We start from the raw sequence: 26,008 nt of genomic DNA, 5'->3' as shown, positions 1-26,008 counted from the left end.
TATGACCGCAAGCGATCCGGAGCACCTGCGAACTTAAACCTTGCGACCACGGGGCCGTCCACATATGGATCCCGATCCGCATGCTGACGGCTGAAGGCTTCAACAAGATCCTCTCCAACTGCAATGCCGACATTCCGGCAGAGCTGGCGAAGATCGATGAGGAAATTGCCACCGAACTGCGCAAGCAGAAGGCTCTGGCCGAGTAAGGTGTCACGGCCGGTTCCGGGTAGTGTACCCGGAACCGGCCTTCTCATTGCAAGTCCGGCATCAGTCCTGATCCTTGCGCAACAAAGAGGTTCTCATGTCAGCAGCAAACGGGCTTGCCCTGGACCGGGGCAGCAAGCGCGCCAGACGCCGCCGTCCGGGCCTGCGCCGGGCTGCGGTGCCATGGCTCTTCGTGCTGCCGGCACTGGTCATCTTCACCTGGTTCAAGTTCTACCCGATGCTCTCGGGGCTGAACATGTCCTTCTATGAGGTGCAGTTCTACGGCGACAGCGAGTGGGTTGGCTTCGACAACTTCATTGCCGCCTTCACCAATCCGGACCTGCGCTCGGCTGTCGTCAACACGCTGATCTATGTGGTGGCCGCCACGCTCTGCGCCTCCACGCTGGGGCTCTTCCTGGCGCTGGCGCTGGAGGGGCAGGCCCGGCACCTGCGCATCATCCGCACGGCCATCTTCCTGCCGGCCATCACCAGCGCCGCGATCATCGCCGAAATCTGGCGGCTGCTGTTCAATCCGGCCCACTATGGCCTTGCCAACGAGTTGATCGGCCTTGTCGGCATCGCGCCGCAGGGCTTTCTGAGCGATCCCAATCAGGCGCTTTGGGTGCTGATCCTGATGCAGATCTGGAAGAGCACGCCCTATGACATGCTGATTTTCGTCGCGGGCCTTGCCGGCATCAACCGCGAGCTTTACGACGCGGCCAATGTGGATGGCGCCAGCCGCCTGCGCGTGCTGTGGCATGTGACGCTGCCCGGCCTCATCCCGGCGATTTCCGTGGTCATCATGCTGTCCTTCATCCGTGGCATCCGCGTCTTTGCCGAGGTCTATGCGACCACGGGCGGCGGGCCGGCCGGATCGACGGAAACGATCATGACCCATATCTACAAGACCGGCTTCCAGAACCTTGAATATGGCTATGCCTCGGCGGTGTCGCTGCTGCTGCTGCTGTTCACGATCCTGCTGACGGTGCTGCACACGCTGATCAAGTCCAGGCTGGTCAAGTAAGGGAGGTTTTCCGATGCGTCCGTCCCTTCTCTCCCGCCTCGGCAGATTGCTGATGTATGTGGCTGTGATCGCCATTTTCGTCGGCCCGTTCTGGGGCATTGTCATCACCGCCTTCAGCGGCCTGATCCTCAAGCCCGGCCAGTTGCTGCTGCTGCCGGTGGAGCCGACGCTGGAGAATTTCCGCGCCGCCCTCATCAACATGGAAGTCTGGCGCTATCTGCTGAACTCGATGATCGTCGCGCTGACCGGCACGTTCCTCCAGGCCGGTGTCAGCGCGCTGGCCGCTTATGCGCTGGCCCGCAAGAAATTCCGGGGGGCGGCGGTTGTCAGCCTGCTGATCCTCAGCACCATGATGCTGCCGGAGGAGATCATCTCGATCCCGCTCTATCTGGTGGTGCAGGCCCGGCTGCCGCTGATCGATGCCTCGATCTACAACACCTATGCGGCCATGGTGCTGCCGGTGGTGGGCTGGGCCTTCTCGATCTTCATGCTGACCGAGTTCATGCGCGCCATCCCGAAGGAGCTTGAGGAAGCAGCCCGCATCGACGGGGCCAACGAGTGGCAGATCTTCAGCCGTGTCGTGCTGCCGCTGGTGCGCCCGGCGCTGGGGTCCGTGCTCATCTTCGGCTTCATCATGATCTGGGATCAGTATCTGCTGCCGCTGATCGTGGTGAATGACAAGCACCTGTTCACGGTACCGGTCATCCTGGGCGCGCTGCGGGTCGATGAAACCATCACGCCGAACATCTTCGTCGCTGCCACGCTGATTGCCATGGCGCCGCCGATCATCGTCTACCTGCTGCTGCAGAAGCAGTTCAACCGCGGCATCATGGCCGGCGCCGTCAAGGGCTGACGCCCCGGAAAACCGGAAACTGGACCGGAAACTGGAGAGGAATGAGATGGGAGCTGTATCGCTGAAAGGCGTCTCCAAGTCGTTCGGGGCGGTGAGCGTCATCAAGGACGTGTCGATCGATATCGAGGAGGGCGAGTTCTGCGTCCTCATCGGGCCGAGCGGATCCGGCAAGTCGACGCTGCTGCGCATCATTGCGGGGCTGGAAGAGGTGAGCGGTGGAGAAATCCACATTGCCGGCCGGGATGTGACGGATCTGGAGGCCAAGAACCGCGACATCGCCATGGTGTTCCAGTCCTATGCGCTCTACCCGCAGATGAGCGTGCGCGAGAACATGAGCTTTGCCCTGCGCCTGCGCCGGGCCTCGAAGGAGGAAATCCGCACCAAGATCGATGCGGTGGCGAAGATGCTCGATCTGGAGCCGCTGCTCGACCGCCTGCCGAAGGAACTTTCCGGCGGCCAGCGCCAGCGTGTCGCCATGGGCCGGGCCATCGTGCGGGACCCTTCCGTCTTCCTCTTCGACGAGCCGCTGTCGAACCTTGATGCCAAGCTGCGCAATCAGGTGCGCGGCGAGATCCGCGAGCTGCACCAGCGCCTCGGCACCACCTCGATCTACGTCACCCATGACCAGGTGGAAGCCATGACCATGGGCCAGAAGATCGTCGTGCTGCGCGATGGCCGGGTGGAGCAGGTGGGCACGCCGCTGGCGCTTTATGACCAGCCGGACAGCGTCTTCGTGGCCGGTTTCATCGGCTCGCCCGCCATCAACATGCTGACGGCCAGCGTGGGGGATCAGGGCCGGCAACTGAGCCTGTCCGGCTGCGCCGTGGACCTGCCGCTGGCAGGGGCGCATGCGGTGGAGGATGGGGCCGGGGTGCTGGCCGGCATCCGGCCCGAGCATCTGGAAATCACCGAAACCGGTACGCCCGGCATTCTGCCTGCAGTGGTGCGGACGGTGGAGACGACCGGCTCGGACACAACCGTGTTCTGCGACACGCAGGCTGGCAAGGTTCTCGTCTCCTCCAAGCAGCGCAGTGCGCTGGCCGCAGGGGAGACCATCGGCCTTCGCGCCGATCCGGCCCGCATCCTGCTGTTTGACAAGACCAGCCAGCGGCGTATCCCCCGTCAGTGATGGCGTGTTTGGGTTGGATGGCAGGTGAGGGACCCGTTCCTTTCCCCTTTGAGGGGCTGCCGGGTACACATATCGTGTTTGGAGCTGGTGAGGCCTTGGGAAAAGCCTGCGTCTGGTTATTTCGGCACAGCTTCTCAGCCCCCCTCCCCCTGGTGGGGAGGGGTTAGGGGTGGGGGGAAAGCCTTTCCGGCTCGCAGAGCATCCATTGGTTCTGCGCAGCCGTTCTTCTTGTTGTCTCTTCAGAAAAACATCTGTCTTTCAGAGAGTTGCAGGCTCAGAGCCCCCCACCCCTTACCCCTCCCCACCAGGGGGAGGGGGGCGGCTGGCGTCCTCCCGAAAAACAAACGCCTCATTGCGGGCAGTTTCCGGACCTGATGTGTGAATCCACCAGTCACCAGCGGGAGGGAGCGGAGACGTTCTGCCTCTCGCGTTTCCACCGCCGCCACCAACCGGAAGGCTTGCCGTTATGACATCCCGCCTTGCACCGGCCCGTTTTCAGGCCGAAAGGATCGCCAGCCCCGGCTGTCACATTGCCGAAAGTCCCGTGTGGGATGTCCGCGGCGGGCGGGTTTACTGGGTGGATATTCCCAATCAGCGGCTGTTCCGGATGCTGCCGGACGGGCAGAGGCTGATGCAGTGGGATCTGCCGGTCAAGGTCAGCGCGATGGTGCTGGCCGCAGAAGGCGGCTTCATGGCCGCAACCTCGCGCGGCTTTGCGCATCTGGCATTGGAAGAGACCGGTCCCGTCTTCCGCTTCGGCATGGGGCCCGACTTGCCGGACGGCTGGCGCATGAATGACGGGGCCTGCGACCGGCAGGGCCGGTTCTGGGCCGGGTCTCTGTCACCGCGCCCGGCGGAGGAGGGCCAGTGGGGCGGGCTTTTCAGTCTGGATACCGGGGGTAAGGTCAGCGTGCGCGGCGGGCGGTTCCGGGTGCAGAACGGCCTTGCCTGGAGCCCGGACGGGCGGCGCATGTATGTCTCGGACTCGCATGTTTCCAACGTCCACGTGACCCGCTTCGACTTTGACCCGGAGACGGGAGACCGCTCCAACCCGCAGCCTTTCGCCAGCCATGCCCTGCTGGGCGGCAGGCCGGACGGGGCGGCCATGGATGTGGACGGCTGCTACTGGATTGCCGCCAGCGACAGCGCCCGCATTCTGCGGCTGACGCCGGAGGGGCGGATTGATGCGGAAATTCATGCGGATGTGCCCAACCTGACGAACCTGTGCTTCGCCGGCCCGGACCTGCGCACCGCCGTCATCACCTCCCTCAACAACGGCACCTCCGGCGGCGATATCTACGCCGTGCACCTGCCGTTTCAGGGGCTGGCGGAGCCGGTGTGGCGGGGGTGAAGCCCCTCACCCCTGCGCCGTCTGCCGCCGCAGGAGCCACAGGAAACAGGGGCCGCCGAGGAGGGCGGCGAGGAGGCCGGGGGAGAGGGGCCAGGGCCAGGCGAGGGTCTGGCTCGCCCATTCGGCCAGCGTCATCAGCAGCGCGCCGGTGAGGCCGCAGGCGATGCTGGCGCTGGCCGTGCCCCGGAAGCCGAGGCGCGTGACGAGATGCGGCACGAGGATGCCGATGAAGCTGACGGGGCCGGTGACGAGCGTTCCGGCGGCGGTGGCAAGGGCCGCGAGCGTCAGGCCCAGAATGCGGGTGCGGCGCACCGGCACACCGAGGCTGATGGCGGCAGGCTCTCCCAGTGCCACCAGATCGACCCTGCGGCTCAGCAGCAGGCTTCCGCCAAGGCAGGCGCTGCCGGTGAGGGCGGCAGCCACGGCCACCGGCAGGCTGGTGGAGGAGGTGATGCCGGAGAACCAGCCGAGCAGCGCTGCGCCCCGCTGACCGCCGCCGGCCATCACCAGCACCAGCAGGGCATTGGCGGTGCTGGCGATGCCGGCACCGATCAGCAGCATGCGCGCCGGATCAAAGCGGCTGCGCAGGGCAAGCAGCGTCACCGCCAGCATGGCGAGCCCGGCGCCGGTCAGCGTCACGGCCAGCTTCGCCGGGGCGCTGGCGGCGGGCAGAATGACGAGCGCCAGCGCCAGCGCAAGGCCTGCGCCATGGCCGATGCCGAGCAGGTCCGGGCTGGCCAGCGGATTGCGCAGCAGGCGTTGCAGCAGAAGGCCCGCAAGGGCAAGGCAGAGGCCCGCACTGGCCGAGCCGAGCAGCGGGGGCAGGCGCCATTGCCAGATGCGGGCGAGATCCCCGCCGTCCAGCGCAAGGGACCAGCCGCCGGGCACGCGGCCCACGATGAGGGCTGCGGCAAAGGCCAGTGTCAGCGCAAGGCCCAGCAGCAGCAGGAGGCGCGCTCCGGCCTTGCGCTGCGGTGCCTGCAGCTGAAAATTCAGCGGCGCGCTGCCCGCGGCGCGGCGGGCGAGAAGGATGAGCAGGGGGCCTGCGAAAAGCCCGGTTGCCGCACCCACTGGCAGATCCCCGGCAAGGGGCGCCAGCAGCCGCATGCACTGGTCGGCGGTGAGCAGCAGCAGCGCACCGGTGAGGGCGGCAGTGGCAAGGCCGGGGCTTGCCCGCTGGCCGATGGCCCGGGCAAGGGCCGGGGCGGCCAGACCGATGAGGCCGATCTGGCCGAATTCCGCCGTCACGCAGGCGGCAAGGCAGGAAACGAGGCCCAGCATCAGCAGCTTGACCATGCGCACCGGCAGGCCAAGGCTTGTGGCCCCTGCATCGCCCAGAGCCAGCAGGCGTAGCGGCCGTTCCAGCAGCCACAGGGGGATGATGGCAATGAGCGCCAGAACCGTGAGCCGCAGCGGCGCGGCCCAGCCGTTCTGTTGCAGCGATCCGGCCTGCCAGGTCAGCAGGTTGCTGAGAAAGTCGTGGTTGAACAGCACCAGCAGCGAATAGGCGGCATTGCACAGCAGGTTCACCATCACCCCGGCGAGCACTAGCTTCTGCGAATTGAGATGCGGCCCCCAGGCGATGGCGAGCACGGCGGCAAGGGCAAGGCCAGCCCCGGTCAGCGCCACGATCTGATAGCCCTGCGACCACAGGACGGGCGCCAGCACCAGCGTTGCGGCCATGCACAGCGCCGCCCCGCCGGTGATGCCCAGCAGCGACGGCTCGGCCAGGGGATTGTTGAAGACGCGCTGGAACACGGCCCCGCCCAGCCCCAGCAGCGCCCCGGCCACCAGCGCTGCCAGAATGCGCGGCAGCAGGCTGTAGGTGAGGATCAGCGGATCTGGCGTGCCGGCGATGGCCAGTCCCGCCAGCGCCAGCGCGGGCACCGCCAGCAGGCCGGTGAGAAGAGCTGTGCGAAGGACTGGGCGAAGGGCTGGGCGCTGCGGTAGATCAGCGGGAAGACCGGCGGCGGGCATCAGGATTTCCTCTCCCGCGTCAGGTCCAGAACGGCTTTGGCAACGGAGCGGGCGAGATGCAGCTCCGACAGGCAGCCGCCGAAGGGATAGAACTGGCTGATCCGCGCCAGCCGCCCCTGCCGCACGGCGGGAAGCTGCTGCCAGATCTGGCTGTTGCCGAGCGCCCGTTCGGTCTGGGCCTCCAGCGAGGGAATGGTGATCTGGATGAGGATGGCGTCTTCCAGCGGCATCAGCCGGTCCATCCCGGCCTGCGTGAAGCCGCTGGCATTGACCGGCCCGGTCCAGCCGTTGCTGAGCCCGAGGCGCGTCAGCACCGTGTCCGGCATGCTGCCCTTGCCGTAGATCGTGGCGCGCCCGCCGCTCTGGTCCGGCAGGAGGATGCAGACCGGCGGGGCCTCGGCAAGGCTCTGCGCAAGGCGGGCGGCAAGGGCGGCGGTTTCTTTGGCAATCCCGGCCAGCAGGGCGGTTGCGGCGGTGTCCGGCAGGCCGGCGGCTGCGGCGCATTGGAGCAGGATGGCGGCGGAGCGCCCGCCGCTGCCGCCTTCGGCCACCACCTCCATCGGCGCAATGTCCTTGAGAAGCGGCGTCATGAACAGGCTCGGCGCGCCCAGAAAAATCAGATCCGGGCGCAGCCGGTCGAGGAGTTCCAGATTGACGGCCCAGAAGGGCCCGATGTCCTGCGTTACCGGCGGCAGGGCCTGCGGCATGCGCTGGTTGAAATAGCCGGTGTCGGCCACCGCCAGCGGCGGCAGGCCAAGGGCCATGAGGGATTCCGCTGCCGCCCAGTCGATGGCCGCAATCCGCCGCCTTCCGTCTGCGCGCAAGGGCGCTCCGCCAAGGGGCAGCAGGGCAGCGGCGAGGGTGCCCTTCAGGGCGGCGGCAAGGAGCGTGCGTCTGTCCGTCATGCAATGAGCCCCCGCCGGAAGGTGATCCGGCAGGGGCGCCTTTCTCAGAAATCGACGGTCAGACGGCCCATCACCGTGCGCCGGTCGCCCTGATAGCAGGAGTAGCTGGCGTCGCAGGTGGTGTAGTACTTCTTGTCGAACAGGTTGGTGGCGTTGATCTGCAGCTTGGCGTGCTCGTTGACGCGGTAGCTGGCCCCGGCATCAAACAGGGTGCGGCTCGGCACGCTGAAGGTGTTGGCATTGTTGCCGAACACATCGCCCACGTGGCGGATGCCCGCGCCCAGCGACGCCCCTTCCAGCACGCCGGAGGTGAAGGTGTAGTTCAGCCAGCCGGAGGCCTGATGTTCGGGCACCAGCATGGGCCGCTTGCCGACATTGCCGGAGGCGGCATCCTTGGTGATTTCCGCCTTGGTGTAGGTGTAGGAGGCGGTGAAATCCCAGTTGCGGGTGACGTTGAACCGCGCTTCCAGCTCGACGCCGCGCGACTGGATCTCGCCGGTCGCCACCGCCGTGCCATTGGAGAGATAGTTCAGCACGTTGTTCTTGGTGATGTCGAAATAGGCGGCGGTGAAGAGCCCGTCAAAGCCCTGCGGCTGGTACTTGATGCCTGCTTCCCACTGGTTGCCCTGCGAGGGATCGAAGGTGTTGCCGCGCGCATCGACGCCGCCATTGGGCACGAAGGACTGCGAGAAGCTGACATAGGGCACCAGACCAAAGGCGGTGACATAGCTGAGGCCCGCCCGGCCCGAGAACTGGCCCACATCCAGCTTCGTTGTGGTGCTGGTCAGCCGGTTGTGCGTGTCCATGCTCAGCCAGTCATAGCGCCCGCCCAGCGTGGCGATGAAGCCGTTGCCGAACTTGATCTGGTCCTGCACGTAAAGGCCGGTCTGGTGGTAGCGCTCGGAATAGTTGATGAAGGCCGCGGTGGGCACCGGCACATTCACGCCATAGACCGGCGTGAACGGATTGAGCGTGGGTGCAAGCCCCTGATAACGCTTCACATCCGCATCGGACCAGCTGTAGTCGATGCCGAAAAGGGCCTGATGGGAGGCAGGGCCGGTGTCGAACTTCGCCAGCACCTGATTGTCGGCGGTGAAGGCATCGAAGCTTTCGTCAAAGCGGCGGGCGATGCGGGTGACGCCCGAGGAATTCATGCCCGAGAGGAACAGGTTGTCGAGCAGGAAGTCCGTGTGGCCATAGCGCACGTTCTGCTTCACCGACCATGTGTCGTTGAAGCGATGCGCGAATTCGTAGCCGATGGTCTGCTGCTGCTGTTCGCTCTGGTTGAAGTTCGGGTCGCCCAGCAGGATGTTCGTGGGCGTGAACAGCATGATGGTGCCGCCGCTCTCGTCCCGCAGCACCTGCCCGCTCAGGGTCAGGCTGGTGTCCGTGCTGGGCTTCCACGTGATCGCCGGGGCGATCATCAGCCGGTCATCGCCGATCTTCGAGCCGTCGGAATATTTGAACTGGGTGTTGGCATCGCGCGCCGTGCCGATGACGCGGTAAAGCACCGTCTTGTCTTCGTTGAGCGGGCCGCTCAGGTCGAACTGCGCCTGTTTGCGGTCATGGCTGCCATAGTCGAAGGCGATCTGGCGGATGACTTCTTCCGTCGGCTTCTTGCTGGTCTTGTTGACCACGCCGCCCGCATCGCTCTGGCCGAAGAGCGCGGAGGAGGGGCCGCGCAGCACTTCAACGGAGTCGAGCTGGTAGGGATCGGTGCGGAAGAAGCTGTAGCTGCTGGAGACCTGCCGCAGCCCGTCCATGTAGGAGCTGGTGGCCTGCGCATTGAAGCCGCGCATCATGATCCAGTCATAGCCCTTGGGGTCCGGACCATAGGTTTCGATGGCGACGCCCGGCACATAGCGCAGGACCTCGGTGACGCTCTGGGCGTTCTGGGTTTCCATCTGCTTGCGGCCGACGACGGACACGGACTGCGGCACCTCGATGAGCGGGGCATCCATCTTGGTGGCGCCGGTCACGTTGGTGGCAACGAAGGTGGTGGCGCCGTTGGTGTCGCCCTGCAACTGGATCTTGTCCAGCGTGGTGCCGCTGGTGGCCGTGGCGCTGGTGCCCGCGTCTGCTGCGGCGGGATCATAGACCTGCACCGTGCCGGGGTTGCTGAAGCGGTAGGCAAGGCCGGTGCCCTGCAACAGGCGCGACAGGGCTTCGGCCGCCGTCATCGAGCCTTGCACCGGGTTGCCCGCGCGGGTGATGGCCTGGTTCTCGCGCACCACAACGGCAAGGCCGGTAATGCGGCCAATGTCATTGACGGCCTGCGGCACCGGCTTGGCGGCGATGTTGAAGCTGAACTGCTGGCTTGCCGCCTGCGCCCTGGCTTCACCGGCTCCCGCCGTCATGATGGCCACCGGCGTCAGCAGCGTTGCCGCCAGAAGAAGTCCCGCCCGCCGCAGTCCGCCCGATTTGCCCAACCCGTTCAACGCCATGTTACCTGTCCTCTTTCGCAAGGCTTTTGCACGGCGGAAGCCCCCTTCCTGCCGTGTCTCTATCCTCTTCACGGATGAGAGCTGCGCTTCATGAACCGGTGGGATGCGGTTCTTTTGATTTTTTTTGAGGGGGTGTTGGGGCGGATCAGCGGCAGATGAGAGGGCGCTGCCCCGCAGTGATGCATCGGATTTGTGGCGGTGCATCTCCACCCCCCTCCCCCTCGTGGGGAGGGGTAAGGGGTGGGGGGCTCTGCGCCTGCAAGGATTTGAAAAATAAACTTTTCCTGTTGAGGCCTCACGAGGAGCAGCTGCCCGCAATCAATGGATACTCTGCCAGACGGAAAGGCCTGTCCCCCCACCCCTAACCCCTCCCCACGAGGGGGAGGGGGGCTGAAACGCCGTGCCACACACTCCGCGTCGTCCCGGACGGAGCGAAGCGGAGATCCGGGAACCACTAGTTTCCAGAGCGGTGATATGTGTTCGCGGCAGAGAGGTTTGCTCTCGCCGGCCGTTTGCCGTTTCGTCAGTTACACCCACCGCGCCGCCCCGGCCCTGCGCCGGGGCCTGTAAGGCTGGTGCGGCCTCTCTCCTCGAGCACTTGCAACGGCGGCGCGCCACACTGCGTCCCTGACAGGTCCCGGCACAAGGCCGGGACGGCGCGGAGGGTGTGGAGCTTCTGCAGCGGGTGGGCATCTGCCGCCGCACAGAGGCCAAAGGCATTTCTCTGCATGCTAGTAGCCCTCTGTGTATCGAAAGCCAGCTCGCGCTGCGCTTGGCCGGGGTGACTCAGTGCCGGTTGGCAGCGCTGTGCCCGCGGTTCTGTTCTCAACGAAACCGTTCTACCGCGAGATCACTGTCAGCCGGCCCGCGACTGAAGTGATGCGGAAGCCGACGGAGGATTGCAGGGCGGCGAGGGCGGCGTCCGTGTCGTCCAGCGAGAAGCTGCCGCTGACCATTTCGCTGGCCAGCGCATCGGAGGTGACGAGAATGCGGCCCTTGCGGTAGCGGCCGATTTCCTGCAGCACCGATCCGAGGCTGGCGCGGTAGAAGACGAAACGGCCGTTCCTCCAGGCCAGCGTTTCGTCAAGGTCCACCGGCCGGGGGGCGGAGACGCCCTTGCCGCCGAAATCCACCTGCTCGCCCGGCTTCAGCAGGGCCTGCGCACCTTCTGCGGTGACGGAAACGCTGCCATGATCCAGCGTGACGGTGCCGCCGTCCTCCTGCAGGCGCACATCGAAACGGGTGCCCAGAACCGTGATGCTGCCGCCTGCTGCGGCCACCGTGAAGGGGCGGGTTTCGTTCCGGACCACATCAAAAAAGGCCGTGCCGCGCAGCAGCCGCACGTGCCTTTCGCCGGGCGTGAAATCCTCGGCCAGCGCGCTGCCGGCATCCAGCAGCACGGAAGAGCCATCGGCCAGCGTGATGGTGGTGCGGCTGCCGCGCGGGCTGACGTAATCGGCGCGCATGTCCTCGAACAGCTCCGGCCGCTCCAGCCAGATGGCCCCGCCCAGAACCGCCAGCAGGGCCAGCGCCAGCCCCGTCAGGCGCCGGGTTGTACGGCGCCGCGCCTTGCGGGCATCCATCGCCTGCAGATAGCGCTCCAGCGCCTCGCCTTCGGCCTCTGCCAGCCGCCGCCCCGGCGCTTCGGCGGCTTCCCAGGCCAGCGCGATGGTGCGGAAGGCCTCGGCATGGGCGCTGTCGGCCTGCCGCCAGGCTTCAAACTCGGCGCGCTTGCGGGCAGTCGGCGTCTGTAATAGATCGACGAACCAGGCGCGGGCCTCGGCCTCGATCTCCCGTGCCGTGCGATGGGCCGGGCCTTCGCCGGGCGGAGTGGAAGGGGCAGGGCTCATCGGCGTTCTTTCGCGTCCGCTCACTCGGCAGCAAGGCAGCTCTGGCAGGCGGCCATGGCGCGGGCCATGTGCTTTGCCACCATGCGCTCGGAAATCTCCATCACTGCGGCGATCTCGGCAAAGGTTCTGCCATGAATGCGGTTGAGCAGGAAGACGTGGCGTGTGCGCTCCGGCAGGGCGGCCAGCGCCGCATCAACGCCCGTCAGCCCCTGACGCGCCTGCAAAATGTCCTGAGGCGTGGCGGGGGCGGCGGCATACTGGTCCGGCAGCAGGCCGTCCACGAAGCTGCGGCGGGTCTTTTCGGCGCGCAGATGATCCACCGCCGCATTGCGGGCGCAGCGGGTGAGATAGGCCGGGTCGCCGCAGCAGCGCAGGGGCATGCGCTCCCACAGGCGCATGAAGATGTCCTGCACCAGGTCGCAGGCCGCCGCCGGGCAGCCAACCCTGCGGTTGATCTGCCGTTGCAGCCGGTCCCGCTCGGACAGGTACAGCGCGGCAAGTTGATCCTGATCTGACGGCATGCGCTTCAACAACCCCATGCCGCAGGCGCGGCGGGAAAATATGGACTGTGTCTGCAGATGTCCGGCAGAACCTGACGCACGGGTATAATACTTGTATTTAATAGTCAAGTTTATGAGGGCTGAAGGGCGGTGCCGGGATGGCTAAATTGTCACCTTGCCCGAAAGCCGCGGGTGGCTTCAAACATGATATGTGAATCCCGCAGGATCACGGCGTGAGGAATATCTGATGACTGAGGCGATCAAGTCAGGCGGGCACAAAGATGCCGGGCGCGGCAAGCCAGAGGCGAAAGCTCAGGCCCCGGAGCGCGCTGAAGACTGGCTCCGGGAAAATGCCGCCGCGCTCGAAAGCTCGAACGCCTGGGTGGAAGAGAATGGGCTGCCGCTGGATCAGTACCGGCAATTCTGATGGGAAGGCCGACGCTTCAGTCTCATTCCTTGAGGGGCAGTGTTTACACCTGACGCACGGAGAAAGATCAGGCCTGCGTTTTGCCGCAGCGCCCCTCTCCCCCCTTGAGCTACCGGATTCACACATCGTATAAGAAAAGGCTGCAAACGCTGCTTTGATGCTGGAAAAGGTAAGCAGTTTTAGAGCCTTCCTTCTCTGGCTGAAGCCTCTCGTTTCCCCTCCCCCTTGAGGGGAGGGGGTAGGGGTGGGGGTCTTCACACAGGAGCGCTGCTTGACTGGCACTCGTCTCTACCCAGCGCGTCTTCAATAAAAGTACCCCGTTTTTTCAGTCCGTTACCCCCACCCCTCACCCCTCCCCTCAAGGGGGAGGGGAACAGATAGGCCGTGCCGGATAAACAACGGCTGCCACCTTGTGCCAGATCCCTGACTATCTTTCTGTACGATGTGTGCATGCAGTAGCTCAAAGGGAGGAGAGGAGTTTCTGCCTGCCTGTCAGTCCGGAATAAACACTGCTCGTTCAAGGGGTGAACGCCCATCCCATCCCGCAAATCCTTCCCCCCACCTCAAAACTTCGCAGGTGCGAAGATGCGAAGTCCGGTGGAGAGGCGGGTGAGGGCGTCGCGGGCGAGGGCGAGCATGGCGGGTTGCGGCTGGTTGGTGCCAAGGCCCCGCACCTGCCGCACGTGGTCGATGGCGCTGTCGAAATCCGGGAACCGCTCCGGCAGGGCGAGGTGCAGATAGAGCGCGATGACGGTGGCCGAGCGGCTGCGCCCGCCCCGGCAGTGCACCAGCACATGGCCGCGCCGGTGGGGCGGGTAATGCGGTTTGCCGGGGCTGTCCTGCGCCAGCATGCCATGCAGGGCCATGACGCCGGCCAGCAGATGCTGCGGCGCGTTGCCCGGCCCGTCGATGAGGCCGATGTGGGTGCGGCGGATGGTGGTGCCATCGGTGAGAGCGAGGGGGGCCATCTCCACATTGACCGCAAGGTTCATGGTGGAGGTGACGCCCTCAGTGAGCAGCAGGGCGGGATCATCCGCCGCCACCTTGTTGCCGATGAACAGGCTGGCGCCGTGGGGGCCGAGGCCGCCCGCCACTTCACAGAGCACCGGCAGGCGGTCCTCTTCTTCTTCGGGCAGAAGGGCGCTGGCGGGGGGCATGCGGGTCATATCCATCTCCTGACCGGCTGCACCGGTCCCAATTGCAGGTCAAGTTCCGGCCCGAAGACAAGGCTGCGGCCAGTGTGCAGCCGCTTGCCGAGGGCGGCGGTGAGTTTTGGCATTACTTCCGGCGCGGCAAAGGCAGGCACCACATGGCAGGCGCGGGTGTGGTCCGCAAGCCAGAGCGTGTCCTTGAGGCGGGGATGCACATTCCAGCCAAGCCATTCGGCCTTTCCTTGTGCCAGCAGATCGGCGGCCGGCGTGCCGGGGGGCACGTGGCTGGAAAAGACGAAACGGAAGCCCTCGTCCGCCCGCGCCAGCAGGCTGGCGGCAAGGCCGGATTCCGCATTGGCCTCAGTGCTGACGATCACATCCTTGGGCTGATAGGCCCCGCTGCGCCCGGCGCTGGCGAGAAGCGCAGCCAGTTCCTCCCGTGTGCCGGGATGGCAGAGACGCGAGGGTGTCCGGGCTAGGGCCATCATCTCTTTCAGAACCACCGGGCAGGCGCGTGGCTTCAATCCTTCACGGGCCAGCGCCAGCACCACTTCCGGGCCGCGCCCGGCGGAAGGCACGGACAGCACCGCGCCGCCGCGCACAGCACCGGCCATCTGGCCAATCTGGTCCGCAAGGCTGGTATCCCGGTCGCCATAGGAAGCGTCGGTGACGAGGCAGGCGGCGCGGGGCGGCGGATCAAAGGCGAGAAGGCCGGACTCCGGCGTCCAGTCGCCCATGTAGAGAAAGCCGCAGTCCGCCGCCACATGCAGCCAGATGCCGCCCGGCGCATGGCCGCTGCGGCCGGTGGTGAGGGTCAGCCCCGCCACTTCCGCAGTTCCGGCGAGCGGCAGCGGGTTGCGCGCGGCCTGCGGCAGCACCGTTTCCGGGATCTGGGCGAAGGTTTCCGCCGTGGCATAGACGGGCGGACGCCCCAGCCTTGCCCGCAGTTGCAGGGCGCCGGCATGGTCCTGATGGGCATGGGAGAGGCACAGGGCATCCACAGGGCCGACACGGCTCACATCCGGCAGGACGCCGGGTTCGGGCCCCTCGCCAAGGTCAAAGAGAATGCGGCGGCCGCAGGTTTCCAGCAGAAAGGCTGCGGGCAGCTTGCCGCCCGCGCCGCTGATGATCTTCAGTTCTGCCAAGGCAGGGCTCCCTTGGGCAGGCGGGAGGAGAACAGCGATGCGGTGCCCATGAGCAGCAGTACGGCCACCACCATCAGGCAGCCGACGGCGGCTGCCAGCGTTGAAGCGCCGCCTTCCTCGAGGAAGACGATCATCGGGCCGATGGTGCGGGCGCTGGAGGAGACGAGCAGGATGGAGACCTGGATTTCGTTCAGCGCCGTCATGAAGACGATGATGCCGCCGGCAATGGCGGAAGGGGCGAGCATGGGCAGGATGATGTCCTTCATCCGGGCGAGGAACCCGGCACCGGCAACACGGCCCGCTTCCTCCAGCGACCGCTCGATCTGGGCAAAGCCGCCCAGCACGGGCCGCAGGGCGAGGGCGAGGAAGTTGGAGAGATAGGCCGCGAGAATGATCCAGACCGTGCCATAGATGCTGACGTTGATGAAGGGCAGGGGCTTCAGGAAGAAGAGGATCATGGCAACGCCCAGCACGATGCCCGGCAGCGCATAGGCCAGCTCCGCCGCCAGCTGCACCAGCCGCACGACAGGGCCTTTGTGCCAGCTGAGGAAATAGGCGAGGAACACCGCCATCACCACCAGCAGCAGGGTGGCGGTCAGCGTCAGGCCGAAGCTGGTGAGAAACGCTTGCCGGATCGAGGCATGATGCACCAGCGCGTTGGCGTAGTTCTTCAGCGTCAGGCTGGCGAATGTCAGCTCCTGCCCGAAGCCGCTGACCAGCGACGTGGTGACAAGAGCCGAGAGCGGCAGCAGCAGGGTGAGGACGAGGAAGATCCACGCCCCGGCTTCCGCCAGAATGCGGCCCCTGCCGAGGGAGAAGGTGACCGGCTGGCCGAGGCCATCGACCCTGAGATCCCCGCGCCGGGCCATCCATCCGGCAAGGCCGAGACCTGCCACGGTGAGGGCGGAGAGCAGCAGGGCGAGCGCGGCCATATCGGACAGGGCCGAGGGGCCGTAGCTGTTGAGCTGCTGGTAGATGAGGGTGATCAGCGTCGGGAAGCGGGCCGGGATGCCCAGCATCGCCTGAATGCCGAAATTGCCGATGGCCGAGACGAAGGCGAGCGCGGCCCCGGCCATGATGCCGGATCGGGCGAGCGGCAGGAGGATGGTGAAGAGCATGCGCCGGTTTCCGGCCCCGGCAGCGCGGGCAGCCTCCGCCAGGTTCTGCGGAATGCGGCGCAAGGTGGCGCGCACGGTGAGGAACACCAGCGGTGCATTATAGAGCCCCAGCAGCAGGATGATGCCGGTGGCGGAAAACATCGGGTGCCGCGCCCCCGCAGGCAGGGCAAGGCCGAGCGCGCCCAGAAGCGGGCTCGATGGCGAGAAGGCCTGCACCCAGGCAAGGGCGGTGACCTGCGGCGGGATCATCAGCGGCAGCACGAAGCAGAAGATCCAGGCCGTCTTGCCGCGCATGTTGGTGTGCACGGTGAGGATGGCCGCGAGCGTGCCGATGGCAACCGCGATCACCGAGGACAGAACCGCGACCTGCAGCGAATTGAGCGCCGCCGTGATCACCCGGCCCTTGAGATAGAGCGAGGACAGGCGGTCAAGGTCGATCACCCCGTCCGGCGCAAGACCGGCCATGGCGAGGCGGGCGAGAGGGGCGAAGGAGAGCAGCCCCACGAGAATGGCCAGCCCGCCAAGGACCAGCCAGTCGGTGCGCAAGGGGAGCGCCAGACGGCGCCCCCCCGATGCGGACAGGGTGATATCGGACATGCCTCAGCCGCCGAAGATCTCGGTGAACTTGGCGCGGGCGGCAGTGTCGGTCTCGACGGCCTTGTCCGCATCCACCGGCAGCAGCTTGATGGTGTCCAGCTTGGGGAAGCCGGCCGGCGGGGTCATCGCCGGGTCGATCGGCAGGTTGCCCTGCGACACCACCAGTTCCTGGCCTTCCTTCGACAGCAGGAAGTCGATGAAGGCCTTGGCGGCATCCACGTTCTTCGCCGTGGACATGATGGCGGCCGGCTCGGTGATGAAGGAGACGCCATCCTTCGGGAAGATGAAGTCCACCGGCGAGCCGCTGGCCTTGGCGCGCATCACGTCGGCATCGACGACGATGGCATATTTGGCCATGCCGCCGGCGACAGCCTTCAACGCCGGGCCGTTGCCGCCTTCCGGGGCGATGCCGAGCTTGGCGAGGCCTTCATAGAACTCCCAGCCGATGCCCGGCACGTTGACGACGCTGTGCATGTGGTTGAGCGCAGCACCCGAATAGAGCGGGCTCGGCACGGCGATCTGGCCCTTGTTGTCTTCGCTCAGCAGCTCTGCCCAGGTCTCCACCGGCTTGGCATTCTGGGTGTTGTAGGCAATGCCGGTGGACATGATCTTCGTGCCGAAGAACATCTTGTCCTTGTCATAGGTGCTGGCGTCATAGCCGTCCACCTTGGCTTCCGGATAGGCCATCAGCAGGCCTTCGGCCTTGAGCTGGCCCAGGTTGATGGTGTCGGCCACCAGCAGCACGTCCGGCTTCACGTCGCCTGCGGTGATTTCGGCGCGCAGCACGTTCATCAGCTGGCTGGTGCCGTTGCGGGTCCATTCCACCTCGATGCCCGGGTTCTTCGCCTTGAAGGCGTCAACCGTCTGCTGGGCAATTTCCGGCGACTGGGAGGTGTAGAGCACCAGCGTTCCGGCGTGAGCCGTGCCGGCCATCAGCATGAGAGCAAGTGCAGAAAGAAGGCGCATGGTCAGATCCTGTCGTCTTTGAGGGTAGAAAGCCGGCGGGGCATGTCAGCCCGCATCCGGAATGATCCAGCCGTCTTCGGCCCGGACATGGATGACGCTGCCGGACGGCAGCGCGAAGTCACCGGGAGCCTGCAGCGTCAGCTGAAGGTCCGGCATGGCGTGGGGGTGGAAATCCACCTGTGTGTGGGAGCCGCGGAAGATCACCTGGGTGATGGTGGCGGCAAAACCGCCTTCAGAACCGGCGGCAATCGCCAACTCGCCCGGATGCACGCAGATGCTCACCACTGCCTGCTGCTGCTGGCCGGAGCGGGCGCGCACCTCGTGCCGGTGGCCGAAAATATCCACCATGGCATGGCCTGCGCGGCCCGAAGGGGTGGCATCCGTGCCCGGCAGGATCAGGCCGCCGCCGATGAAACGGGCGACCATTTCGTTCTGCGGCTCGCGGTACAGCTCGCGCGGCTTGCCGAACTGCATCACCCGGCCCGCCTCCATCACCGCAATGCGGCTGGCAAGGGCCATGGCCTCGGACTGGTCATGGGTGATGTAGATCATGCTGGCGCCGGTGCGGCGGTGAAAGTCGAGGAACTCGCGCTCCATGGAAGCGCGCAGATGCACATCGAGATTGGCCAGCGGCTCATCCAGCAGCATCACGGACGGGTTGGCCGCAAGGCAGCGGGCAAGGGCAACGCGCTGGCGCTGGCCGCCGGACAGATCAGAGGGCGCGCGGCTGCCAAGGGCTTCCATGCCCACGGTTGCCAGCGCCTCGCGGCAGCGGCGCGCCCGCTCCACAGAGCTGACACCGGCCACCTTCAGCGCATAGCCGACATTCTCTTCCACGCTCATGTGCGGCCACAGGGCGTAGTTCTGGAAAACGATGCCGATGTTTCGCTTTTCCGGCGGCAGGCTGGCGGCAGGGGAGGCCACCTCGCGCCCGCCCAGGCGGATGGAGCCGGCTTCCAGCGTCTCGAAGCCCGCGATCAGCCGCAGCATCGTCGTCTTGCCGCAGCCGGAGGGGCCGAGAATGGCGACGAATTCCCCGTCGTTGACCGTCAGGGACACCCCGTCCACCACGCGCTTGCCGCCATAGCTCCTGGCAATATCCGTCAGTTCGATTCCAGCCACGTGCCGATCCTGAAAAATGAGCAATCTCAGTGATTTGATGCGCTTGATCACAGATAAAACTTGATCTGCACACGTGTGCACATTACAGGTGTTATGCTTCGGTTTTATGACGGGGCCAGAGGTTGCAATCCGGCAGGGATGCCAGTGCGCAAACAGCGGGGAGAGGTGAATGAGCAAGGCCGGTTTTGTGACCGCAGCCGATGTGGCGAAGCTTGCCGGCGTGTCGCGCTCGGCCGTTTCACGCACTTTCACGCCCGATGCCTATGTTTCCCCGGCGGTGCGTGAAAAGGTGCTGCGGGCGGCGGATGAGCTGGGCTACCGGGTCAACCGGCTGGCCAAGGACCTGCAGACCTCGCGCTCCAGCATGGTGGCGATTGTCGGCGCCCGCTTTTACGAGCCCTATGTGGCCGGGCTGCTGGATGACCTGAGCGCCGCGCTGATCGGCAAGGGCCTGCATGCGCTGCTGCTCAATGCCTCGTCGCAGGACATGACGGCGCTGCTCAATCTGGTGCTGGAATACAGGGTGCGGGCGGTGATCGTGCTCTCCGGCGCGCCCCCGCGTGAGCTGATCGACCAGTGCCTGCGCGCGCGCCAGCGCATGATCCTCATCAACCGCCACATGGAAGACGTGGAGGCAGGCTCGATTGAGACCGACGACCGCATGGGCGGGCGGCTGGCGGCAGAGCACCTGCTGGCGGCAGGGCGGCGGAAGCTCTGCGTGGTGCGCTCCGGGGCGGACACGCCCAGCCAGCGGCGGCGGGCGGCGGGCTTTCTGGAGCGGCTGGACGAAGAAGGGATCGCCTGCGAACGCTGGGTGGCCGGGCGCGGCAACTATGAAGCCGGCTGCGAGGCCGCCCGCAGCCTGCTGCGCGGTTCAGGTCCTGCTATTGATGGCGTCTTTGCCGCGACCGACCGCACGGCGCTCGGCTTTCTCAATACGGCGCGGTTTGAAATGGGCATATCCGTGCCGCAGGATGTGGCCGTGATCGGCTTCGACGACATCCCGGAAGCCGCCTGGTCCTCTCACAACCTCACCACCATCCGCCAATCCGCCCCGGACGTGGTGGCCGCCGTGCTGACGCTTCTGGCCGAAGACGACGAGGATGCGGGCCCCCGGCGCGTGGCCATTCCGGTCAGTTTGGTGGAACGGGGGACGGTGTAGCCGGTCATGACATTGTCCCGGCAGTCTGATAGGATATGCGACAGAGACGATCTGCGGAGAGCCCGGCACCATGACAGCGCCTGTCCGTTCGGAAAAACTGGAAATGCGGGTATCGCCCGAGGCCAAGCGGCTGCTGCGGGAAGCGGCGGAGCTGCGCCACAAGACCATGTCCGAATTCGTGCTCGACAGTGCCCTTGCTGCGGCTGAGGAAACTGTTCTCCAGCGCCGCATCCTGCGGCTTGGCGAGGCAGAGTGGCAAGCGTTCGTTGAAGCTCTCGACGCCCCGCCCCTTCGGCACGCGCGCATGGAACAATTGCTGACTTCTCCCGGCGTATTCGACTGAAGCATGGGCGGCGGGCCGAAGCTCCGGATCGAAAAGCTCAGCGCACACCATGACCTGTCCGCCTTCGATTGCGGAACGCAGGCGCTGAATGCTTTCCTGCAAAGACATGCTCTGGCGAGCCAGAAATCCGGCAGTGCACAGACCTATCTTGCAATGGCAGGGGAGGCAGTCGCCGGATTCTACAGCCTGACCTTTGGCCAGGTCGAATATGCCGGAGCGCCTGACCGGCTGCGCAAGGGCTTGCCCCGTCATCCGGTTCCGGTGATGCTGCTGGCGCGTCTTGCGGTGGACCGTGGCTGGCAGGGACAACGGTTGGGCTCCGGCCTGCTGAAAGATGCAATCCTGCGCACGCTGCAGGCGGCGGATATTGCCGGACTACGGGCGCTTGCGGTGCATGCCAAGGACGGTGAAGCCCGTGCCTTCTATGAGACATTCGGTTTCATTCCCTTTGAAGACCAGCCTCTGGTCCTCTACCGCCTCATCAAGGACATCCGGCGGATGCTTGAAGGGTGATGGGTGGCGGGCCGCCTTGAGCAGGTCTTGAAGTCCTGGAAGCCTGCGGTCCGAACTGGACGGAAGCCAGTGCCTGACATATATTAGCTAAATTAGTCATGTTTTAAAACTGGCCAAGGAGGCAGGGAAATGCAGGTGACCGTTCATGCCGCCAAAACCAACCTGTCGAAGCTGATCGAGGCGGCGCAGGCAGGTGAAGAGGTTATCATTGCCAAGGGCAAGCGCCCTGTTGCGCGCCTTGTGCCGATCCCCCAGACCACGTTCAGGACGGGTCTGCTGAAGGGCAAGCTGACGGGAGCTGGCCCAGATTTCTTCGAGCCGTTGGCAGAGGACGAGCTTGCGCTCTGGGAGGGGCGTGAGTGAAGCATCTGCTGCTTGATACCCACGCCTGGGCATGGTCGCTGACGGCGGACCCGCGCCTGCCGCAACCGGTCATTGCCGCGCTTGAGGCGGCAGAAACCGTATCGATCAGCGCCATCAGCCTGTTTGAAATCGGTCAGAAGGTCCGGCTTGGAAAGTGGCCCGAAATGGCGCCGTTCCTGCACCAGTTGCCCAGCCTCGCCGGGGAGCAGGGCGCGCGCCTGCTGGATGTCTGCGCCGAAACCTGCCTTCTGGCGGCAACGCTCGAATGGCCGCATCGTGACCCCTTTGACCAGTTCATTGCCGCAGTTGCAATGACACGCGGCATGGTCCTTGTGTCGGCAGATACGGCATTTGATGGACTGGACACAGAACCGGGCTGGCGCGGGCGTGTGTGGTAACGGGGGCCTTGGTCCTCTCCGCCGTCATCCTCGGCCTTGTGCCGAGGATCTATATAAATCAATGGCTTGCAGATGGCCGGGATAGGCCCGGCCATAACGAAGGAGAAGCAGGTCTCCTTTGTCATCAACCTCCAGACCGCATGCGGGTCTTGAAGGCCTCGAAGTCGAAGGGTTCCGGCTCGCCGGATTGTTCTCCGGCGATGAGGGCGGCTTCCAGTGCCTTGACGCGGGCCTCATGCTCTTCCAGCAGGCGCAATCCTGCGCGGACCACTTCGCTGGTGGAGCCATAGCGCCCCGCACGGACCTGCTCCTGAATGAAAGCGGTGAAATGGTCACCAATGGTGATGGAGGTGTTCCGTGCCATGGCCATTTCCTCATGATAATGGGCGTTCTCAGCTTATACCAAAAAGTATTACAGTCAATGTCCGGCCTTGTGGCCCGTCGTTCTCCTGCGCGCTGGACGCGGCGTTGTCCCTCGATCATGTTGACAAGCCTGCTTCTGAGCGTCCCTTGTTCCGGCAAGGGGCAGGGGAGCGGACTGGCGCTTTGGAAAGGATAACGGGGCCTTGAGTTTGGACGTGGCGGGCGAAGAGATTGCGCAGATTGTCAGCCGCATGCGGCTGAATGCGGCGGCGTTTATCGTCACGGTTTATGGCGACATCGCCGTGCCGCGCGGCGGTGTGCTGTGGACGGGAACGCTGATCGAGCTTTGCGCAAGGGCAGGCATCAATGAATCGCTGGTGCGCACGGCTGTCTCCCGTCTCGTGGCGGCCGAGCGGCTGGCGGGCGAGCGCATCGGGCGGCGCAGCTATTACCGGCTGGCGGAGGCGGCAAGGGCGGAGTTTCAGCAGGCTGCGGATCTGCTCTACGGGCCGGATCAGCCGGGCCGGGGCTGGCAGGTGCTTCATGCGCCGGATTTGACGCCGGACGACGCCCGCCGCCTGCGGCTGGGGCATATGGGGGGGGCGGTGTTCATCCGCCCGGATCGGGGCCAGACCCCACCGCCGGGGGCGCTGGTGCTGCATGCGGGCGAGGTTGCGGACCCGGCAAGGCTCGCCGGTTTCTGGGACCTTTCGGCCCTGCAGGAGGGCTATGCGGAGTTCATCGCCAGTTTTTCGCCGCTGCTGGCGGTGGCGGATGAGGGCGGCTGCCGTCTTGCCGATGGGGACGCGCTGACCGCCCGGCTGCTGCTGGTGCATGCCTACCGCCACGTGCTGCTGCGCGACCCGCGCCTGCCGCAGGCGGCCCTTCCAGCGGGCTGGAACGGCGGGGAAGCGCGCGGCCTGTTCCGCCGGCTCTATCTGGCGCTGACACCGGCCACGGAACGGCATGTGGCCGCCCATCTCGAAGGCACGGACGGCTTCCTGCCCGCGCGCACAGCGGAGAGCACCAGCCGGATTCCGGTGGTTGTCTGAATGGGGAGAGGGCCTGCGATTTGGTCATTTCGGCATGGCGTTTCAGCTCCCCTCTCCCTTGAGGGGAGGGGAAACGAGAGGCCGTGCCTTCCTGCTGCCGCAGCGCTTGTCTTTCCCGCGTGGGCTACTGGATTCACACATCAGGTCCGGAAACTGCCCGCAATGAGGCGTTTGCTTTTCGAGAGGACGCCTGCCGCCCCCCCTCCCCCTGGTGGGGAGGGGTAAGGGGTGGGGGGCTCTGAGCCGGAAACGGTATGAAAGACAAATAGATGCCTGGAGCGACATCAAGAAGAACGGCTGTCCGGAACCAATGAATTCTCTGCCAGCCGGAAAGGCTTATCCCCCCACCCCTTACCCCTCCCCACCAGGGGGAGGGGGGCGGAGAGGCTCTGCCAGAGTAACCAGACTGCAGGCTTTTGCCACTCACCGCAGCGCCCCTCTACCCCCTTGAGGGGGAGATGTCTGCGCCAGCAGACAGAGGGGGGGGCTGCGCTTCAAGACGGCAGGATCTCTCTTCAACGGATCGTCCGTTACCCCCCTCTGCCCCCTGCCGGGGGCATCTCCCCCTCAAGGGGGGAGAGGGGTTGGTGCCTGACTAGCTGTCCGTTGCAAACACTGCCCCTCAAGAGGTGGGGGAGAAATTGGTGGCTCACTGGCTGCCCAATGTGGAGCCTGCCGGGAAGAACTTCCGCTCTCTCTGAAACTCAATAACCCCCTGAAACATAACAGATAAAATCCTTACACCCAAAAGCATCACAAGAATCATGAAAAAGTGACTTTTCTTGTGATGTTTTTGAGCGTATAAATCGACCGGTCGGTCAGCGATATGAGGAGTGAGCTGGCTGTCACGCGGCTGCAAGGCGCTGGATTGAAGCGCGGAGCAGGGCGTTTGATGAGGGAGGAGGCCGGATCATGTATGCGCAGCTTGTGACATCCGAAGGCGGCAAGGCCCGTGAGGCGATGACGCCGGAAGAGGCAGCCTTTCAGGACCGCATCGACCGGGGCGAGAAGATCGAGCCCAAGGAGTGGATGCCGGAGGGCTACCGCAAGACGCTGATCCGCCAGATCGGCCAGCACGCGCACAGCGAGATTGTCGGCCAGCTTCCCGAAGGCAACTGGATCACCCGTGCACCGACGCTGGAGCGCAAGCAGATCCTCTTGGCCAAGGTGCAGGACGAGGCGGGCCACGGGCTCTATCTTTATTCCGCCGCCGAGACGCTGGGTGTCTCCCGCGATGAGCTGATTGACCTGCTGCATGCGGGCAAGATGAAATATTCCTCCATCTTCAACTATCCGACGCTGACCTGGGCCGACATGGGCGCTGTCGGCTGGCTGGTGGACGGGGCGGCGATCATGAATCAGGTGCCGCTTCAGCGCACCAGCTACGGCCCTTATTCCCGCGCCATGATCCGCATCTGCAAGGAAGAGAGCTTCCACCAGCGGCAGGGCTACGACATCATGATGAAGATGGCCAAGGGCACGCCGGAGCAGAAGGCGATGGCGCAGGATGCGCTGAACCGCTTCTGGTTCCCCTCGCTGATGATGTTCGGCCCCTCGGACAAGGACTCGGTGCATTCCGCCCAGTCCATGGCCTGGAAGATCAAGATGAACACCAACGACGAGCTGCGCCAGAAGTTCGTCGACCAGACCGTGCCGCAGGCCGAATATCTCGGCCTCACCGTTCCCGATCCCGAGCTGAAGTGGAATGAGGAAAAGGGCGGCTATGATTTCAGCGAGCCGGACTGGAGCGAGTTCTTTGCCGTCATTTCCGGCAATGGCCCCTGCAACGAGGAGCGCCTCGGCGCCCGCGTCAAGGCCTGGGAAGATGGCGCCTGGGTGCGTGAGGGGCTGATGGCCCATGCCGCCAAGCAGGACGCGCGCCGTGCGGCAGCGCGGGTTGCGGCCGAATAGACCTCGGCCGGTGCTGCGCCTGAGCCTTTCAGGCGCCCGGCAAAAGACAGTCTGATTTCAACGTGTTTGCGGGAGGACGCGGAACATGTCCAGCGAATGGCCCCTTTGGGAAATCTTCATCCGTGGCCAGCATGGCCTCAATCACCGCCATGTGGGCAGCCTGCATGCGCCGGACGCGGACATGGCCATCCGCCATGCGCGCGATGTCTATACGCGCCGCAATGAGGGCGTTTCCATCTGGGTGGTGAAGTCGGAAAACATCACCGCCTCCGTGCCTTCGGAAAAGGGACCTCTGTTCGAGCCGTCGAACAGCAAGGTCTACCGCCACCCGAGCTTCTACGACATTCCCGAAGAAGTGGGGCACATGTGATGGCCAGCGCGACACATCAGGCAGCGCTGTTCGAGTGGCTGCTGCGCATGGGCGACAATGCGCTGATCCTCGGGCACCGGGTGTCCGAATGGTGCGGCCACGGGCCTGCGCTGGAAGAGGATATCGCGCTTGCCAATCAGGCGCTGGATCTCATCGGCCAGTGCCAGCTGTGGCTGGGGCTGGCGGGCGAGGTGGAGGGCAAGGGCCGCAGTGCCGATGCGCTCGCCTATCTGCGCGATGCCGGCGCCTTCCGCAATCTGCTGCTGGTGGAGCGCCCGAACGGCGATTTCGGCCACACGGTGATGCGCCAGTTCCTGTTCGATGCCTTCCATGTGGAGCTGCTGGAGGCGCTGAAATCCTCCAGTGAGCCGCGTGTGGCGGAGATTGCCGCGAAAGCGGCCAAGGAAGCGGCCTATCACCTCGACCGTTCCGCCGCGCTGGTGATCGCCCTTGGTGATGGCACGGAGGAAAGCCACGCCCGCATGGCCAAGGCGCTGAAGGCGCTGTGGGCCTATACCGGCGAAATGTTCATGGATGACGAGACGGATGCAGCGCTGGCCGCTTCCGGCACTGTGCCGCTGCCCTCCAGCCTCAAGGCGGGCTGGGATGCAACGGTGGGCGCGGTGCTGGCGGAAGCAGGGCTTGCCCATCCGGGCGAGGCCTGGCAGCACAAGGGCGGCAAGCGCGGCACCCACACGGAGCATCTGGGCTATATCCTGGCCGAAATGCAGTTCCTGCAGCGCGCCTATCCCGGCGCAACGTGGTGAGTG

Annotated in this window: 26 protein-coding genes; 15 read left to right on the top strand and 11 right to left on the bottom strand. The window is 65.4% G+C overall.

Annotation, left to right across the window (positions count from 1 at the left end; translation table 11 throughout):
- Positions 1-80: 80 nt before the first annotated feature.
- From ACVNHC_RS19915 to ACVNHC_RS19895, 5 genes are all read left to right on the top strand, one after another.
- On the top strand, positions 81-206 hold the full coding sequence (locus ACVNHC_RS19915) for a hypothetical protein (protein WP_457168988.1): 126 nt from the start codon (positions 81-83) through the stop codon (positions 204-206).
- Positions 207-301: 95 nt separating this feature from the next.
- Positions 302-1,228 (top strand): carbohydrate ABC transporter permease, encoded by a 927-nt coding sequence (locus ACVNHC_RS19910; RefSeq protein WP_457168986.1) that lies wholly within the window; start codon positions 302-304, stop codon positions 1,226-1,228.
- A gap of 13 nt (positions 1,229-1,241) precedes the next feature.
- Entirely contained in the window at positions 1,242-2,081 is an 840-nt protein-coding gene (locus ACVNHC_RS19905) for a carbohydrate ABC transporter permease (RefSeq protein WP_050475316.1), read from the top strand.
- Between the two features lie 46 nt (positions 2,082-2,127).
- Entirely contained in the window at positions 2,128-3,210 is a 1,083-nt protein-coding gene (locus tag ACVNHC_RS19900) for an ABC transporter ATP-binding protein (protein WP_457168983.1), read from the top strand.
- A gap of 466 nt (positions 3,211-3,676) precedes the next feature.
- Positions 3,677-4,561 carry an SMP-30/gluconolactonase/LRE family protein gene (locus tag ACVNHC_RS19895; protein ID WP_457168981.1) on the top strand — a complete coding sequence of 295 codons (885 nt, stop codon included), beginning with the start codon at positions 3,677-3,679 and terminating at the stop codon, positions 4,559-4,561.
- A gap of 6 nt (positions 4,562-4,567) precedes the next feature.
- On the opposite strand, the gene fhuB is transcribed toward ACVNHC_RS19895, so the two are convergent.
- The 5 genes from fhuB to ACVNHC_RS19870 form a co-directional block, all read right to left on the bottom strand.
- Complete coding sequence (gene fhuB / locus ACVNHC_RS19890; protein WP_457168979.1) at positions 4,568-6,538, bottom strand: Fe(3+)-hydroxamate ABC transporter permease FhuB; 1,971 nt, start codon at positions 6,536-6,538, stop codon at positions 4,568-4,570.
- Positions 6,538-7,443, bottom strand: coding sequence for an ABC transporter substrate-binding protein (locus ACVNHC_RS19885; protein WP_457168977.1), 906 nt, complete (start codon positions 7,441-7,443; stop codon positions 6,538-6,540). Before ACVNHC_RS19885 ends, fhuB begins: the two co-directional genes overlap by 1 nt.
- A gap of 44 nt (positions 7,444-7,487) precedes the next feature.
- A complete protein-coding gene (locus ACVNHC_RS19880; RefSeq protein WP_457168975.1) occupies positions 7,488-9,887 on the bottom strand; it encodes a TonB-dependent siderophore receptor in 2,400 nt (799 codons plus the stop codon).
- Positions 9,888-10,726: 839 nt separating this feature from the next.
- Positions 10,727-11,737 (bottom strand): FecR family protein, encoded by a 1,011-nt coding sequence (locus ACVNHC_RS19875; protein WP_457168973.1) that lies wholly within the window; start codon positions 11,735-11,737, stop codon positions 10,727-10,729.
- 20 nt (positions 11,738-11,757) lie between these two features.
- Positions 11,758-12,258 carry an RNA polymerase sigma factor gene (locus ACVNHC_RS19870; RefSeq protein WP_050475327.1) on the bottom strand — a complete coding sequence of 167 codons (501 nt, stop codon included), beginning with the start codon at positions 12,256-12,258 and terminating at the stop codon, positions 11,758-11,760.
- Between the two features lie 226 nt (positions 12,259-12,484).
- On the opposite strand from ACVNHC_RS19870, the gene ACVNHC_RS19865 reads away from it, so the two are divergent.
- The gene (locus tag ACVNHC_RS19865; RefSeq protein WP_122521825.1) at positions 12,485-12,664 is read left to right on the top strand and encodes a type II toxin-antitoxin system CcdA family antitoxin; all 180 of its coding nucleotides are present in this window, start codon (positions 12,485-12,487) and stop codon (positions 12,662-12,664) included.
- A gap of 563 nt (positions 12,665-13,227) precedes the next feature.
- On the opposite strand, the gene ACVNHC_RS19860 is transcribed toward ACVNHC_RS19865, so the two are convergent.
- From ACVNHC_RS19860 to ACVNHC_RS19840, 5 genes are read right to left on the bottom strand one after another with little or no spacing between them, the layout of a single operon-like run.
- A complete protein-coding gene (locus ACVNHC_RS19860; RefSeq protein ID WP_457168970.1) occupies positions 13,228-13,830 on the bottom strand; it encodes a dual specificity protein phosphatase family protein in 603 nt (200 codons plus the stop codon).
- Positions 13,827-14,960 (bottom strand): MBL fold metallo-hydrolase, encoded by a 1,134-nt coding sequence (locus ACVNHC_RS19855; protein ID WP_457168968.1) that lies wholly within the window; start codon positions 14,958-14,960, stop codon positions 13,827-13,829. The genes ACVNHC_RS19860 and ACVNHC_RS19855 overlap by 4 nt, the downstream gene beginning before the upstream one ends.
- A complete protein-coding gene (locus ACVNHC_RS19850; RefSeq protein WP_457168966.1) occupies positions 14,948-16,675 on the bottom strand; it encodes an ABC transporter permease in 1,728 nt (575 codons plus the stop codon). Before ACVNHC_RS19850 ends, ACVNHC_RS19855 begins: the two co-directional genes overlap by 13 nt.
- 3 nt (positions 16,676-16,678) lie before the next feature.
- A complete protein-coding gene (locus ACVNHC_RS19845; RefSeq protein WP_457168964.1) occupies positions 16,679-17,641 on the bottom strand; it encodes an ABC transporter substrate-binding protein in 963 nt (320 codons plus the stop codon).
- A gap of 45 nt (positions 17,642-17,686) precedes the next feature.
- Positions 17,687-18,763, bottom strand: coding sequence for an ABC transporter ATP-binding protein (locus ACVNHC_RS19840; protein ID WP_457168962.1), 1,077 nt, complete (start codon positions 18,761-18,763; stop codon positions 17,687-17,689).
- A 169-nt stretch (positions 18,764-18,932) separates the two neighbouring features.
- On the opposite strand from ACVNHC_RS19840, the gene ACVNHC_RS19835 reads away from it, so the two are divergent.
- From ACVNHC_RS19835 to ACVNHC_RS19815, 5 genes are all read left to right on the top strand, one after another.
- The gene (locus tag ACVNHC_RS19835) at positions 18,933-19,925 is read left to right on the top strand and encodes a LacI family DNA-binding transcriptional regulator (protein ID WP_457168960.1); all 993 of its coding nucleotides are present in this window, start codon (positions 18,933-18,935) and stop codon (positions 19,923-19,925) included.
- Between the two features lie 70 nt (positions 19,926-19,995).
- A complete protein-coding gene (locus ACVNHC_RS19830) occupies positions 19,996-20,268 on the top strand; it encodes a type II toxin-antitoxin system TacA family antitoxin (protein WP_050475282.1) in 273 nt (90 codons plus the stop codon).
- A 3-nt stretch (positions 20,269-20,271) separates the two neighbouring features.
- Positions 20,272-20,781: a GNAT family N-acetyltransferase gene (locus tag ACVNHC_RS19825; protein WP_457168958.1), complete on the top strand. Its 510-nt coding sequence runs from the start codon at positions 20,272-20,274 to the stop codon at positions 20,779-20,781.
- Between the two features lie 129 nt (positions 20,782-20,910).
- Positions 20,911-21,144 carry a type II toxin-antitoxin system Phd/YefM family antitoxin gene (locus ACVNHC_RS19820; protein ID WP_019966649.1) on the top strand — a complete coding sequence of 78 codons (234 nt, stop codon included), beginning with the start codon at positions 20,911-20,913 and terminating at the stop codon, positions 21,142-21,144.
- Positions 21,141-21,542, top strand: a complete 402-nt coding sequence (locus ACVNHC_RS19815; RefSeq protein ID WP_457168956.1) for a type II toxin-antitoxin system VapC family toxin — start codon at positions 21,141-21,143, stop codon at positions 21,540-21,542. Before ACVNHC_RS19820 ends, ACVNHC_RS19815 begins: the two co-directional genes overlap by 4 nt.
- Positions 21,543-21,666: 124 nt before the next feature.
- Here the strand turns inward: ACVNHC_RS19815 and ACVNHC_RS19810 are convergent, their stop codons facing one another.
- Positions 21,667-21,906: a type II toxin-antitoxin system ParD family antitoxin gene (locus ACVNHC_RS19810; protein ID WP_123195971.1), complete on the bottom strand. Its 240-nt coding sequence runs from the start codon at positions 21,904-21,906 to the stop codon at positions 21,667-21,669.
- A gap of 202 nt (positions 21,907-22,108) precedes the next feature.
- Between ACVNHC_RS19810 and ACVNHC_RS19805 the strand changes: the two genes are divergently transcribed.
- The 4 genes from ACVNHC_RS19805 (at position 22,109) to paaC (ending at position 26,005) form a co-directional block, all read left to right on the top strand.
- Positions 22,109-22,957, top strand: a complete 849-nt coding sequence (locus ACVNHC_RS19805) for a PaaX family transcriptional regulator C-terminal domain-containing protein (RefSeq protein ID WP_457168954.1) — start codon at positions 22,109-22,111, stop codon at positions 22,955-22,957.
- Positions 22,958-23,869: 912 nt separating this feature from the next.
- Positions 23,870-24,868, top strand: a complete 999-nt coding sequence (paaA, locus tag ACVNHC_RS19800) for a 1,2-phenylacetyl-CoA epoxidase subunit PaaA (RefSeq protein WP_334252349.1) — start codon at positions 23,870-23,872, stop codon at positions 24,866-24,868.
- A gap of 85 nt (positions 24,869-24,953) precedes the next feature.
- Positions 24,954-25,238, top strand: a complete 285-nt coding sequence (gene paaB, locus ACVNHC_RS19795) for a 1,2-phenylacetyl-CoA epoxidase subunit PaaB (protein WP_019966655.1) — start codon at positions 24,954-24,956, stop codon at positions 25,236-25,238.
- On the top strand, positions 25,238-26,005 hold the full coding sequence (paaC, locus tag ACVNHC_RS19790; RefSeq protein ID WP_457168951.1) for a 1,2-phenylacetyl-CoA epoxidase subunit PaaC: 768 nt from the start codon (positions 25,238-25,240) through the stop codon (positions 26,003-26,005). The genes paaB and paaC overlap by 1 nt, the downstream gene beginning before the upstream one ends.
- Positions 26,006-26,008 lie beyond the last annotated feature (3 nt).

It is taken from the genome of Pannonibacter sp. Q-1 (assembly GCF_054073275.1).
The sequence above is the reverse complement of the archived record's forward strand: the minus strand, read 5'-3'. Positions and strand labels throughout refer to the sequence as shown.

Excerpts from the sequence above, each read along its gene's own strand:
- ACVNHC_RS19915 (WP_457168988.1), top strand. The coding sequence starts at position 81 with ATGCTGACGGCTGAAGGCTTCAACAAGATCCTCTCCAACTGCAATGCC.
- ACVNHC_RS19910 (WP_457168986.1), top strand. The coding sequence starts at position 302 with ATGTCAGCAGCAAACGGGCTTGCCCTGGACCGGGGCAGCAAGCGCGCC.
- ACVNHC_RS19905 (WP_050475316.1), top strand. The coding sequence starts at position 1,242 with ATGCGTCCGTCCCTTCTCTCCCGCCTCGGCAGATTGCTGATGTATGTG.
- ACVNHC_RS19900 (WP_457168983.1), top strand. The coding sequence starts at position 2,128 with ATGGGAGCTGTATCGCTGAAAGGCGTCTCCAAGTCGTTCGGGGCGGTG.
- ACVNHC_RS19895 (WP_457168981.1), top strand. The coding sequence starts at position 3,677 with ATGACATCCCGCCTTGCACCGGCCCGTTTTCAGGCCGAAAGGATCGCC.
- fhuB (WP_457168979.1), bottom strand. The coding sequence starts at position 6,538 with ATGCCCGCCGCCGGTCTTCCCGCTGATCTACCGCAGCGCCCAGCCCTT.
- ACVNHC_RS19885 (WP_457168977.1), bottom strand. The coding sequence starts at position 7,443 with ATGACGGACAGACGCACGCTCCTTGCCGCCGCCCTGAAGGGCACCCTC.
- ACVNHC_RS19880 (WP_457168975.1), bottom strand. The coding sequence starts at position 9,887 with ATGGCGTTGAACGGGTTGGGCAAATCGGGCGGACTGCGGCGGGCGGGA.
- ACVNHC_RS19875 (WP_457168973.1), bottom strand. The coding sequence starts at position 11,737 with ATGAGCCCTGCCCCTTCCACTCCGCCCGGCGAAGGCCCGGCCCATCGC.
- ACVNHC_RS19870 (WP_050475327.1), bottom strand. The coding sequence starts at position 12,258 with ATGCCGTCAGATCAGGATCAACTTGCCGCGCTGTACCTGTCCGAGCGG.
- ACVNHC_RS19865 (WP_122521825.1), top strand. The coding sequence starts at position 12,485 with ATGACTGAGGCGATCAAGTCAGGCGGGCACAAAGATGCCGGGCGCGGC.
- ACVNHC_RS19860 (WP_457168970.1), bottom strand. The coding sequence starts at position 13,830 with ATGACCCGCATGCCCCCCGCCAGCGCCCTTCTGCCCGAAGAAGAAGAG.
- ACVNHC_RS19850 (WP_457168966.1), bottom strand. The coding sequence starts at position 16,675 with ATGTCCGATATCACCCTGTCCGCATCGGGGGGGCGCCGTCTGGCGCTC.
- ACVNHC_RS19845 (WP_457168964.1), bottom strand. The coding sequence starts at position 17,641 with ATGCGCCTTCTTTCTGCACTTGCTCTCATGCTGATGGCCGGCACGGCT.
- ACVNHC_RS19835 (WP_457168960.1), top strand. The coding sequence starts at position 18,933 with ATGAGCAAGGCCGGTTTTGTGACCGCAGCCGATGTGGCGAAGCTTGCC.
- ACVNHC_RS19830 (WP_050475282.1), top strand. The coding sequence starts at position 19,996 with ATGACAGCGCCTGTCCGTTCGGAAAAACTGGAAATGCGGGTATCGCCC.
- ACVNHC_RS19825 (WP_457168958.1), top strand. The coding sequence starts at position 20,272 with ATGGGCGGCGGGCCGAAGCTCCGGATCGAAAAGCTCAGCGCACACCAT.
- ACVNHC_RS19820 (WP_019966649.1), top strand. The coding sequence starts at position 20,911 with ATGCAGGTGACCGTTCATGCCGCCAAAACCAACCTGTCGAAGCTGATC.
- ACVNHC_RS19810 (WP_123195971.1), bottom strand. The coding sequence starts at position 21,906 with ATGGCACGGAACACCTCCATCACCATTGGTGACCATTTCACCGCTTTC.
- paaA (WP_334252349.1), top strand. The coding sequence starts at position 23,870 with ATGTATGCGCAGCTTGTGACATCCGAAGGCGGCAAGGCCCGTGAGGCG.
- paaB (WP_019966655.1), top strand. The coding sequence starts at position 24,954 with ATGTCCAGCGAATGGCCCCTTTGGGAAATCTTCATCCGTGGCCAGCAT.
- paaC (WP_457168951.1), top strand. The coding sequence starts at position 25,238 with ATGGCCAGCGCGACACATCAGGCAGCGCTGTTCGAGTGGCTGCTGCGC.